The organism is Neorhizobium sp. SHOUNA12A (genome assembly GCF_023006505.1).
GTDB lineage: Bacteria > Pseudomonadota > Alphaproteobacteria > Rhizobiales > Rhizobiaceae > Neorhizobium.
Window position 1 is genome coordinate 1 of the sequence record NZ_JALBGV010000122.1, and the last position, 12,734, is coordinate 12,734.

The window sequence follows — 12,734 nt, forward strand, 5'->3', positions numbered from 1 at the left end:
AATCGTCGGCACCGCCGGCCTCGCGCCGACGCTGGCTGCCGCGGAGCGCGGCGCCGATATCGCGCTCGCCAACAAGGAATGCCTGGTCTCCGCCGGCGAACTGTTCGTCAAGGCGGTCACTGAGGGCGGCGGACGGCTGATCCCGGTCGACAGCGAGCACAGCGCCATCTTCCAGTCGCTCGAAGACGACCAGCACCACGCGGTCGAGCGCATCGTGCTCACCGCCTCCGGTGGACCCTTCCGCACCTGGACGCGGGAGCAGATGGCGGGCGTTACCGCGGATATCGCCCGCGCCCACCCCAACTGGTCGATGGGCCTGAAAATCTCGATCGGCAGCGCCTCGATGTTCAACAAGGCGCTGGAGATGATCGAGGCGAAACATCTCTTCGATCTGCGCCCGGACCAGATCGAGGTGATCGTCCATCCGCAATCGGTCATCCATTCGATGGTTGGTTATGCCGACGGCTCGGTGCTGGCCCAGCTCGGCTGTCCGGACATGCGTACCGCGATCGGTTATGCGCTGACCTACCCCAACCGTTCAACGCTCGACGTTGAACGGCTGGATTTCGCCAAGCTTGCAAGGCTGGATTTCGAGGCACCGGACGAAGTCCGTTTCCCGGCGCTGAGACTGGCACGCACGGCTCTGGAACGCGGTGGCGTACAGGGTGCAGTGATGAACGCTGCCGAAGAGATCGCCTTCCACGCCTTCTGCGCCGGCCGCATCGGTTTTCTCAACATGGCCGATATCGCCGAACAGGTGATGGATGAAATGGTGGGCTATTCGCCCGCAGCGACGATGGATGAGGTTTTCGCGGCCGATGCCGAGGCGCGGCGCCGTGCCGGTGACATCATCGCGCAAAAAGAAATGGCCGCGTGAGCGCGGCCATGCGTTATTCGGATCTTTGTTGATCGTTCAAGCCACGTGCCGCGCCAGCGCGCAACGCGACCAAAGCTGGTGCAGCGAGCCGACCAGGTGTTCGATATCGGCGTCGCTATGCAGCGGCGTCGGGGTGATGCGCAGGCGTTCGGTCTTGCGCGGCACGGTCGGATAGTTGATCGGCTGCACATAGACGCCGCAGGTGTCGAGCAGGATATCCGAGATCCATTTGCACTTGGCCGCATCGCCGACCATGACAGGCACGATATGGCTCGGGTTGTGCATATGCGGAATGCCCTTCTGATCGAGCATGGTGCGCAGCTTGCGGACGCGGTCCTGATGACGGGCGCGCTCGAACGGGCTTGCCTTCAGATGCCGGATCGAGGCAATCGCCCCGGCTGCCAGCGCCGGCGGCAGGGCGGTCGTGAAGATGAAGCCCGAGGCGAAGGAACGGATGAAATCGCAGAGCGCAGTCGACGCGGCGATATAACCGCCCATCACGCCGAAAGACTTGCCGAGCGTGCCTTCGATGATCGTCAGGCGGTCCATCAGGCCTTCGCGTTCGGCAATGCCGCCGCCGCGCGGGCCATACATGCCGACCGCATGCACTTCGTCGAGATAGGTCATCGCGCCGTATTTATCAGCAAGATCGCAGATTTCCTTGATCGGCGAAATGTCGCCATCCATCGAATAAATGCTTTCGAAGGCGATCAGCTTCGGCGCATTCGGATCGGCTGCCGCCAGCTTTGCTTCGAGGTCGTTGAGGTCGTTGTGCTTCCAGATCACCCGTTCGCACTTGGCGTAGCGAATGCCTTCGATCATCGACGCGTGGTTCAGCGCGTCGGAGAAGATGATCAGGCCGGGGATTTTCTGGCCGAGCGTGCCGAGCGTCGCCCAGTTCGACATATAGCCGGAATTGAAGATCAGCGCCGCTTCCTTGCTGTGCAGGTCGGCCAGTTCCTGTTCAAGAACCACATGATAGTGCGTCGTGCCAGAAATATTCCGGGTGCCTCCCGCACCCGCGCCACAGTGATCGATGGCTTCTTTCATCGCCTCGATCACGGCGGGGTGCTGGCCCATGCCGAGATAATCGTTGGAACACCAGACGGTCACTTCCTTCGGACCATCGGGAGTATGGCGCGTGGCGCGGGGAAAATTGCCGCGATGCCTCTCCAGATCGGCGAACACCCGGTAACGGCCTTCCCCATGAAGTCCGTCCAGTTCGCTCTTGAAAAATGCCTCGAAGTCCATGCTCACACTCCAGAACCTACCTCGGTTTTGGTTTCAGCCACGCTTTTCGTCAACCCCGAACCGCGTGAATAGAACCAACCTGCGGCAAAAGGCCCGCTTTTTTTGAATTATTCCAATAAAAAGGTAAGCGATTTCGAAAATGTGAGAATTGATCCACGTCAAGCAGCAAAAAGAAGAGCGGCCTCACCGCTCTTCCAGGCTTTTCACCTGTGTTCTCGATTCGCCTCAACCGGCAGACGCCACCGCCCTTTTCGCCATGACCTTCACCAGGTTGGCGCGGTATTCCGCGTTCGCGTGCATGTCCGCCATCAGGTTGGAGGCGTCGACCGCGACATTGCTCAGCGCATCTGCCGACCAGTTCGAACCAAGCGCCTGTTCGAAGCCGGGATGACGGAAAACGCCCGATGAGCCGGCGCCCGTCACCGCGACACGCACGCCGCCGGCGGTTTTGGCGACAAACACGCCGGTCATTGCAAAACGCGAGGCCGGATTGTTGAACTTGGCGTAGCCGGCCTTTTCCGGTGCATTGAAGGTGACCGAGGTCACCATCTCGCCCTCCTCCAGTGCGGTCTCGAAGAGACCGATGAAGAAATCGTCGGCCGGGATCGAACGACGGTCGGTGACGATGGTCGCGCCGAGCCCGAGCAGACCGGCGGGATAGTCCGCCGCCGGATCGTTGTTGGCGATGGAACCGCCGATCGTGCCCATGTGACGCACATGCGGGTCGCCGATATGGCCGGCGAGCTTGCAGATCGCCGGACAGATTGCGGCAAGCTCACGCGAAGCGGCAACGTCCGCATGCGGCGTGGCAGCCCCGATCGTCACCTTGCGGCCGTCGATCGAAATCCCGCGCAGCGTCGAGATATGGCGAAGGTCGATCAGGTCGCTCGGCGCGGCGAGCCGCTGTTTCATGGTGGCGATCAGGGTCATGCCGCCGGAAAGGTATTTGCCCTCCTCGTTGGCGGACTTGAGCTTGACGGCCTCTTCCACCGAGGATGCACGATGATAGCTGGTAGCGTACATGTCTGTTCTCCTCAGTGAGCCGGATGCAGTGCCTGCCAGACCTTCATCGGGGTCGCCGGCATGGTGAGTTTGTTATGGCCGATCGCATCGGTAATGGCGTTGATCAGCGCCGGCGGCGAACCGATGGCACCCGCCTCGCCGCAGCCCTTGATGCCGAGCGGATTGCCCGGGCAAGGCGTGTTCTGGTGCGACAGCTTGAACGACGGCAGGTCGTCGGCGCGCGGCATGGCATAATCCATGTAGCTTGCCGTCAGAAGCTGGCCGTTCTCGTCATACTGCACGCTCTCGAGCAGCGCCTGACCGATGCCCTGGGCAATGCCGCCATGCACCTGACCCTCGACGATCATCGGGTTGATGATGTTGCCGAAATCGTCGGCCGCCACGAACTGGACGATATCCGTCTCGCCGGTATCCGGATCGATCTCCACCTCGGCAATGTAGCAGCCGGCTGGGAAGGTGAAGTTGGAGGGATCGTAGAAGGCCGTTTCCTTCAAGCCCGGCTCCATGCCCGAAGGCAGGTTATGGGCGGTGTAGGAGGCGAGCGCCACCTGGAACCACGGCACCGACTTGTCGGTGCCTGCGACCTTGAGCTCGCCGTTCTCAATGACGATATCCTCCTCGGAGGCTTCCATCAGGTGCGCGGCAATCTTCTTCGCCTTGGCCTCGACCTTGTCGAGTGCCTTGACGACCGCCGACATGCCTACCGCGCCGGAGCGTGAGCCGTAGGTGCCCATGCCCATCTGCACCTTGTCGGTATCGCCATGGACGATGTTGATGCTTTCGATTGGCACGCCGAGGCGGCCGGCGACGAGCTGCGCGAAGGTCGTTTCATGGCCCTGGCCGTGGCTGTGGGAGCCGGTCAGCACCTCGATCGTGCCGACGGCGTTGACCCGCACTTCCGCCGATTCCCACAAGCCGACGCCGGCGCCGAGCGAACCGACCGCCGCCGACGGCGCGATGCCGCAGGCCTCGATATAGCAGCTCATGCCGATGCCGCGCTTTTTGCCTTTGGCTTCGGATTGCGACCGCCGGGCGGCAAAACCTGCCCAGTCGGCGGCCTGCATCGCGGCGTTCAGCGAAGCTTCGTAATCGCCCGCGTCATAATTCATGATGACAGGTGTCTGGTGGGGGAAGGTGCGGATGAAATTCGCCCGGCGCAGTTCCGCCGGCGAAACGCCGAGTTCGCGCGCCGCCGTCTCCATGGTCCGTTCCAAGAGATAGGTCGCTTCCGGACGGCCGGCGCCGCGATAGGCGTCGACCGGCACCGTATTGGTATAGACGGTGCGGACATTGGCATGGATCGCCGGAATATCGTACTGGCCGGACAGAAGGGTCGCATAGAGATAGGTCGGCACGGCCGAGGAGAACAGCGACATATAGGCGCCGAGATTGGCGATCGTATCGACCTTCAGCGCCGTGATCCGGTTGTTGGCGTCGAAGGCCATCTTCACCTTCGAGACGTGGTCGCGGCCATGGGCGTCGGTCAGAAAGGCCTCGGTGCGGTCCGATGTCCATTTCACCGGCACGCCGGTCTTCTTCGACGCCCAGAGACAGATGATCTCTTCCGGATAGATATAGATCTTCGAACCGAAACCGCCGCCGACATCAGGCGCAATGACGCGCAGCTTGTTTTCGGGCGCCACATTATAGAAGGCACTCATCACCAGTCGCGCCACATGGGGGTTCTGGCTGGTTGTGTAGCAGGTGTAGTGATCTTCCGCCGTATCGTAGATGCCGAGCGTGGCGCGCGGCTCCATCGGGTTAGGCGACAGGCGGTTGTTGAGGATCTCGATTTCGGTGACATGCGCAGCCGTTGCAATCGCCTTGTCCACCGCATCCGGCTCACCGATCTGCCAGTCGAAAATCAGGTTGCCGGGCGCTTCCGGATGGATCTGCGGCGCGCCGGAGGCAAGTGCCGCGACGGCCTCGACCACAGCCGGCAACTGCTCGTAATCGACGACCACGGCTTCCGCGGCATCGCGGGCTTCACCAGAGGAGTCGGCAACCACGATCGCGATCGCATCGCCCACATAGCGCACGGTATCGACGGCGAGCGGATGCCAGGCGCCCATCTTCATCGGCGTTCCGTCCTTCGAATGGATCATCCAGCCGCAGATGAGATTGCCGATGCCATCCGCCTGCAGCTGCTTGCCGTCGAGCACGTCGATGACGCCCGGCATGGCTTTCGCCGCGGTCGCATCGATGTTCCTGATCTTCGCATGTGCATAAGGACTGCGGACAAAATAGGCATATTTCATGCCGGGGACGGTCATGTCGTCCGTGTAACGGCCCTTGCCGGTCAGAAAACGCTTGTCCTCTTTGCGAGTAACGCGTGCACCGATTCCTTCAACACCCATGTTCATCTCCTCCCGAGATGGTGATTGGTTTTGGTTAGTGAGTAGGAATTAGTCGGCAGTGAGCGGTTCAAGAGCGGAAACGCCGTGTGAACCGCTGCTCACTAACGACTACTGACCACTCACTCCGCGGCCTGCCGGCTGCCAGCCATTTCGGCATCGGCGGCAAGGATCGCCTTGACGATGTTGTGGTAGCCGGTGCAACGACAGATATTGCCTTCGAGCCCGGCACGGACTGTCTCTTCGGTCAGCGTCCCGCCTTCGCGGTTGATCAGGTCGACTGCCGTCATCACCATGCCGGGCGTGCAGAAGCCGCATTGCAGGCCATGATGCTCCTTGAAGGCCGCTTGAACCGGATGCAATTCGCCCTGGCCGGCGAGACCCTCGATCGTCGTGATCGTCGAGCCGGATGCCTGCACCGCCAGGATCGAACAGCTCTTCACCGAATGGCCGTCCATATGAACGACGCAGGCGCCGCACTGGGTCGTATCGCAGCCCACATGCGTGCCCGTCAGACCAAGTTTTTCGCGGATGAAATGCACGAGCAGGGTGCGGTCCTCGCACTCGCCGCTCATCGCGCGGCCGTTCACGGTCAGCGTCACTTTCGTCATATGATCCTCCTCATGTCCCTCCCGGACATGCCCGACATCATTTGCTTTTTTACTTAGGGGATCAACCGCTACTTTCTACGGAAACGGCAATAATTTGACCGGCCACCGGTCAAGCCATCGTCCTCCGATCTTCTCGGATTTCGAGTAACTATCGACAATTCAAACAAAATCGGCGCTTAAAAATATTGAGGTCATATGGACTCTTGTGCGCCGCGACCTATTGTTCCCATTGATGGCTGTTGAATTGACCCGCGGAAACGTTCGGAGTCTGCGAGACGGCCGGGCAAAACAAAGAACAAACAGGAGGATCTCATGAGAAAAGCCTTGGTGCTTTTGATGGTCGGCGCTTCGCTCGCGAGCTGCACGGCAACTGAACAGGGCGCCGGCATCGGCGCAGCATCCGGCGCCGTGATCGGCGGCCTCGCCACCGGCAACGTCCGCGGCGCAGCCGTAGGTGCTGCGATCGGGGGCGTTTCCGGTGCCTTGATCGGCTCTGTCGCCGAACAGCCGGGTCAATGTTACTACCGCGACCGGTATGGCCGCCGCTATATCGACAGCTGCCCGCGCCGTTACTGATAACCGCGTGGATTGCAGAAAAAACTGTGGCCCCGGAGCACTCTCCGGGGCTTTTTCTGTCATGAAATCATTGCGAAGAGCGATCGGGGGTACCCGGCTTCGTCTTTTGCAGTTAGATAGTTCGCTTCGTCGGACGCTATGACGGCTTCCAGCCGGGGGAATCCACAGCAGTTTGCGTATGCGGAACGAAAACACTGGGCGGACAGAAAAACGGAGGTTGAGGGAGGCAGGCGCAGCTGCGATGCTTGCCGCTATACTTCTTGTTTCCCCGCCGCTTTCCGGCAAGGCTTACGCCTTTAAACTCTTTGGCATCACCCTGTTCGGCGGCGATGAAGACAAGGTCGAGGTCATCGATCCCGTCCGTTACGATGCGACGCTCCAAACCGGCAGCGCCGATAAGGATCTCAAGAAGCGCCTCGAATCGGCGGCTTCCCTGATCACCGACGAAAAACAGCCGGTCTCGGGCGACCTCGGGGTTATCATCAAGGCACGCGGGGACCGCGACCGATTGATCGCCGTGCTTTACGAAGAGGCCCGTTACGGCGGTACCGTCAACATCTCCGTCGCCGGCACCGATATCGACCGCCTGCCGCCCAACCCCACATTCGACCACGCGGCTCCCGTGCCGGTCACCGTCAGCATCGATCCCGGCCCGGTCTTCAAGCTCGGCTCGGTTCGCTTCGAAGGCGATGCCGCCGGCCACGATCCGGGAAAATACGATCTCGTCGCCGGCGGCAAGGCCGGTTCGCGGCTGATCCTGAAGGCGGGCGAACAGCTTCTGGTCGATCTGAAGAACGAAGGACGACCGCTCGCGAAACTGACCCGTCGGCAGGTGACGGCCGATCACCGCACCGACACGATCGACGTCGTGCTCGGCGCCGTCGGCGGCCCGGTCGCGCCGTTCGGCACCGTCGCCGTCAAGGGATCGCGCACCGTCGATGCCGCCTTCATCAGCCGTTATTCGCGGCTCGACAAGCACGGACAATATTCGCCCGAGCAGTTGAAGAAGGCGAACGACCGCCTGCGCGAACTCGGCGTCTTTTCGAGCGTGACGATCCATGAGGCGGAGAAGCTTGCACCGGACGGTTCGTTGCCCCTGACAATCGAGGTATCGGAAGGTAAGCACCGCTATTTCGGTTTCGGCGCCGAATATTCCTCAATCGACGGCGCCGGTCTCGAAGGATACTGGGGCCACCGCAACCTCTTCGGGGAAGCCGAGTCGCTGCGCATCGAAGGCAAGGTGTCCGGCATCGGCGCCACAACCGACGTCACCACCTTCGACTATTCCGCCGGCATCATCTTTACCAAGCCCGGCGCTTTCGTGCCGGAAGCGACCTTCGAATCCCGCCTGGAAGCCAAGAGCGAGACGCCTGACGTCTACGAGGCGCAGACCATCATCTATTCGGCCGGCATCACCTATGAGCTGAACGAGACCGACAAACTCAAGGGCGGCGGGGAAATCGCCTATATCGATGCCGACGATGCCTTCGGCAACAATCAATATCTCACCCTCAGCCTGCCGATCAGCTTCGAGCGCGACGCGCGCGACAACAAGCTCGACCCGACCAAGGGATATTACGCGACGCTGTCGGCCAAGCCGAGCTACGAGCTGATGGACGGCACGATCTTCTCGTCGTTCGAGGGCTCGATCTCGGGTTATCTCGGCCTCGGGCAGGAGGATCGGATCGTGCTGGCTGCCCGTCTGGCCGCCGGAACACTGGCCGGCGGAAGCGACCTTGAAAGAATCCCGGCGACACGCAGATTCTTCGCCGGCGGCGGCGGCGGATCGGTACGCGGTTACGCCTATCGGGAAATCTCGCCCTATAACAGCGCCGATGAAGCCACGGGCGGGCGTTCTTATACGCTGGGATCTTTCGAAGTGAGGGTAAAAGTGTCAGAAAATATAGGCATTGTACCTTTTGTCGACATTGGTACGGTATCGACCGGAATCGTGCCCGATTTTTCTGATATACGTGCTGGCGCAGGGATCGGCGTGAGATATGCCACGCCTTTTGGACCGCTGAGATTGGACGTTGCAATTCCGTTGCAGCGCTATGACGGCGGTAGCCAGTACGGTATCTATGCGGGCATAGGACAGGCATTCTGAAAGGCAGTGAAGGGTAGCGTTTAAGGCATGATGCTGATGGTACGCCTGTTGAAATGGATCTTGAAGGCCGCGCTTGGCGTGGTCGCGATCCTATTCGTCATGGCCCTGGGCGTTGTCCTTTTCGTCGCCCTCACCCCGGTCGGCGGACGCGTTGCCGCGGACCGGATTTCCGCCATCGTCTCCACGCCTGACCGCGGCATCTCTTTCACGCGGCCGGAAGGCCTTCTGACCGGCGATCTGCGTATCGATGCCCTCACGTTGTCCGACGACATGGGCCCCTATGCCCAGATCGGCGGCATCAAGATCGACTGGTCGCCGACATCCCTGGTGACCGGTGTTTTCCGCGCCGAGCACATTTCCGCAGACACCGTCAATTTCATCCGTGCACCGCGGCCGCCCAAAGCGCCCGCAACGACGCAGACGACGAACTCCTCCGGGTCGCCATTGCCCGTCGGGATCCGCGTCGCGCAGATCGACCTGCCGGACATCAATCTCTCCCAGGCACTTTCGGGACGGGATTTCTCACTTTCGGTGAAGGGATCGATCGATGCGACCGGACCGGACATTTCGCTCGACCTGCAGGCAACCCGCAAGGACGAGCCGGATGCCAGGGCATCTGCCGACGTGGTCTACGCGCCGTCCGAAAATCGCCTGACGCTCAAGGCTGCCGTGTCCGAGCCGCAGGGTGGCCTGCTCGCCCGGGTTCTGCGCCTACCCGGCACCCCGGCGGTCCAGCTCGCCCTCGATGGCGAAGGACCTCTTTCCGACTGGGCCGGCAAGCTGCAGGGCAGCGTCGGCGGCACTCCCGTCATCTCGGTCGATGGCAAGCATATGCTGGTCGCAAACGGCAGGCACAGAGTGGAGGTGACCGGCGGCGGTCAGCTCTCGACGCTTCTCCCGCCCGCCTTTCGTCCGCTGTTCGGCGGCACGACCGATATCAACATCGCCGCAGTCTATGCGCCTTCCGGCCGCGTGGATATCGAACGCGGTGATCTCACCTCCGGCGCCGTGAAGATCGCTGCCAAGGGGGCCTGGGACCAGACGGGCGACAACAGCCTCACCGCCAGCCTCAACGGCGTAAAGGGTCCGGTCGACTTCGTCTGGCCGATCAACGGGCAGGAGAGCCGCTTCTCCTTCGAAAGCATCAACTTTACGCTGACCGGCGCGGCCACCTCGGCGCGCTTCAACGCGACGGCTGCGCTCAACGCCGCGGAACTGCCGCAGGGGCGCTTCGGCCAGATCCGCCTGCAGGCAGAAAGCGAAGACCTGAACCTCATCAACCGCTCCGGCAGCATCCGCAGCCGCTTCACTGTAGCCCGCACGCATTTCACCAATGACGACCTCGACCGGGTGATCCGCGGGCCGGTGACGCTCGATGCGCCGCTAAGGCTGGCGCCGCCGGCGATCGGCCTCGATGCAGCGACCTTCGACAGCGGCAATGTCAACGGCACCCTGTCCGGCGCCTATGATATGTCGAAGCAGGCGGTCACCGGCAATTTCCGGGTTTTCGCCAATCCCGCCGTTCTGCCGCCGGGGCTGGTTTCGAAATTCGACGGCAAGCTGTCCGCCGAAGGTTATGTCAACATGGTGAGCGGCGGCCGCGTCAGCCTCGAGAACTTCGTGATGCGGTCGAACGCGATCGAGGCGCATGGCAACATGCTGCTCGAAAACCAAACCGTCACCGGCCGCCTCGCCGGCCGCGTGCCGGATCTCAAGCGCTGGCTGCCCGAGGCCGAAGGCGCTGCCGGTTTCGATATTTCCGCCAAGGGGCCGCTCGCCGCAATGGGCGTCAGGGCCGTGGTCAATTCCGCCGACGCCCGGCTGGTCGGCCGCAAGCTCCAGGACATGAGCTTCATCCTCGAAGGCACCGCCGATCCGAACGCCCCCAAGGGCAAGCTGACCGGCACGGGTTCGCTCGATGGCCAGCCTATCCGCGTCAATGCCGACGTCGCCTCCGTCCAGGGCCGCACCAGCGCGCCGGCGATCACCGCAGAGATCGGCCCCAACAAGCTCTCTGGCGCCCTGAACTTCTCCCCCGCCTTCCTGCCGGAAGGCCAGCTCACCTTCGATTTCCCGGATGTCTCCCTGCTTGCGGCGCTCGCTGCCCAGCAGGCCCAGGGCGATCTCAAGGGAACGGTGATGTTCAGCAATACCGGCGGCAAGGCAGGCGCTGCGATCCGGGCATCCGGCAGTGCCCTTCGCCGCGGCACAATGGAGATCGCCCAGCCGAACATCGATCTTGCCATTCCCGACATCAAGGCGATCGCGGCCGAAGGCACCGTCCGCGCCACCCGCATCGGCGCCGGATCGGTCGGCATCAACGACGTCAATCTCGGCGTCAGCCAGGGCGGCAACCGGACCAACTTCAACCTCGCCGCCCAATATGACAACGCACCCCTCACTGCGATCGGCGATATCCAGAGCGGTTCCGATATCTCGGTCGGCATCGAAAGCTTCACCGCCGCGCCCCGCAGCATCGCAGTCCGGCTTGCCGCGCCGACCCGCATTGCGGTCGCAAACGGCGGTGCGCGGCTTGCTGACCTCACCATCGCAACCGGCACCGGCAGCGTCACCGTCAACGGCACAGCCGGCTCGGCGCTGGACCTGACCGCCAATATCAAGGCCTTGCCCGCCAATCTCATCAACGCTTTCGTGCCCGCGATCAACGCTGCCGGCACGATTTCCGGCACGATCAACGCCACCGGCGCCGCATCTGCCCCTGCCATACGTTACGATTTAGAATGGAGTGATGCACAGCTTCGCCAGTCGCGCGACGCTGGCATCAGTCCGTTTCGAGTCCAAGCAAGCGGCAGCTTCGCCAACGGGACAGTCACATTAGACAAGACGCGGCTGACGGGCTCCGGCGGTCTCGACCTGTCCGCCGCGGGCAAGGTTATCCTGAAGGACGGCATTCCCGCGCTCGACATAAACGCCCGCGCCAATGCCGTGCCCGCCAGCCTGGTCAACGCCTTTGCGCCGGGCCTCGACGCCCGCGGCACGATTTCCGGCACGGTGACTACGACGGGAACCCCGCAAGCCCCGGCCGTCCGTTATGATCTGCGCTGGGCCGATGCCGGCGTCGCGCAGACCACCTCCGCCGGGGTCGCTGCCTTCAACATCACCGCCGGCGGCACGTTTCAGAACGGCACCGTCACCGTCGATACCCGCCTTTCGGGCGGTGGCGGCGTCTCGCTGTCGGGCGGCGGCTCCGTCTCGCTTGCGGGCGAAAAGCCGCTCAATCTGAAATTCAGCGGGAAACTGCCCTTCTCCATCCTTGCAGGGCAGATGGCCGCTCAAGGGTTCGTGCTGGAAGGCATCGGCAATGTCGATCTTGCGATCGGCGGCACCGCGGCAGCGCCGGCGATCACCGGCACGGCATCCTCCTCCGGCGCCCGCCTGGTAGATGTTCGCCGTAACCTCGCCCTGACGGATCTCGCCGCCAATGTCGCCTTCGATGGCAAGAGCGCCAATATTTCGAGGCTCACGACCAAGCTCTCGGGTGGCGGCACGGTCTCGGTCCAGGGCTCGGTCGGCATCACACCCGGCTCCGGATTTCCAGCCGATCTCAGGATCACGCTTGCTCAGGCATCCTATGCCGACGGCACGCTGTTTGCTGCAACCACCGACGGCGCCCTGACGATCACCGGCCCGCTGACCTCCGGCCCCATCCTCGGTGGCAAGGTAACGCTGACCAAGGCTGCGATTACCGTGCCCGCCCGCCTGCCGACTTCGCTTTCCGCCATCGATATCCGCCACCGCAACGCACCGCCCGACGTGCTGCGGCAGATGGAAAAGCTGCGCCCGAAGAGTGCCGGCGGCAGTTCGAACCCGATCGCGCTCAACCTCCAGATCAGTGCGCCGAACGGCATTTTCGTTCGCGGGCGAGGCATCGACGCCGAGCTCGGCGGCGACCTGACCGTGACGGGCACGGCGGT

8 protein-coding genes are annotated in these 12,734 nt (G+C 62.6%); 4 read left to right on the top strand and 4 right to left on the bottom strand.

Features of this window, described 5'->3' with window-relative positions:
• Window positions 1-877, top strand: an 877-nt coding sequence (dxr, locus tag MOV63_RS30010; protein WP_247039289.1) for a 1-deoxy-D-xylulose-5-phosphate reductoisomerase, incomplete at its 5' end; no start/stop codon positions are given.
• A 36-nt stretch (window positions 878-913) separates the two neighbouring features.
• Here the strand turns inward: dxr and hemA are convergent.
• The 4 genes from hemA to MOV63_RS30030 form a co-directional block, all read right to left on the bottom strand.
• Window positions 914-2,128: a 5-aminolevulinate synthase gene (hemA, locus tag MOV63_RS30015; RefSeq protein ID WP_247039291.1), complete on the bottom strand. Its 1,215-nt coding sequence runs from the start codon at window positions 2,126-2,128 to the stop codon at window positions 914-916.
• 225 nt (window positions 2,129-2,353) lie between these two features.
• Complete coding sequence (locus tag MOV63_RS30020; RefSeq protein WP_247039293.1) at window positions 2,354-3,151, bottom strand: xanthine dehydrogenase family protein subunit M; 798 nt, start codon at window positions 3,149-3,151, stop codon at window positions 2,354-2,356.
• Between the two features lie 11 nt (window positions 3,152-3,162).
• Complete coding sequence (locus MOV63_RS30025; RefSeq protein ID WP_247039295.1) at window positions 3,163-5,508, bottom strand: xanthine dehydrogenase family protein molybdopterin-binding subunit; 2,346 nt, start codon at window positions 5,506-5,508, stop codon at window positions 3,163-3,165.
• Window positions 5,509-5,627: 119 nt separating this feature from the next.
• Window positions 5,628-6,116, bottom strand: coding sequence for a (2Fe-2S)-binding protein (locus MOV63_RS30030; RefSeq protein WP_038546429.1), 489 nt, complete (start codon window positions 6,114-6,116; stop codon window positions 5,628-5,630).
• Window positions 6,117-6,428: 312 nt separating this feature from the next.
• On the opposite strand from MOV63_RS30030, the gene MOV63_RS30035 reads away from it, so the two are divergent.
• From MOV63_RS30035 to MOV63_RS30045, 3 genes are all read left to right on the top strand, one after another.
• Window positions 6,429-6,692 carry a glycine zipper domain-containing protein gene (locus MOV63_RS30035; RefSeq protein WP_038546432.1) on the top strand — a complete coding sequence of 88 codons (264 nt, stop codon included), beginning with the start codon at window positions 6,429-6,431 and terminating at the stop codon, window positions 6,690-6,692.
• 178 nt (window positions 6,693-6,870) lie between these two features.
• Window positions 6,871-8,799 (top strand): autotransporter assembly complex family protein, encoded by a 1,929-nt coding sequence (locus tag MOV63_RS30040; RefSeq protein WP_405029400.1) that lies wholly within the window; start codon window positions 6,871-6,873, stop codon window positions 8,797-8,799.
• Window positions 8,800-8,826: 27 nt separating this feature from the next.
• On the top strand, window positions 8,827-12,734 hold a 3,908-nt coding region (locus tag MOV63_RS30045), incomplete at its 3' end, for a translocation/assembly module TamB domain-containing protein (protein WP_247039300.1).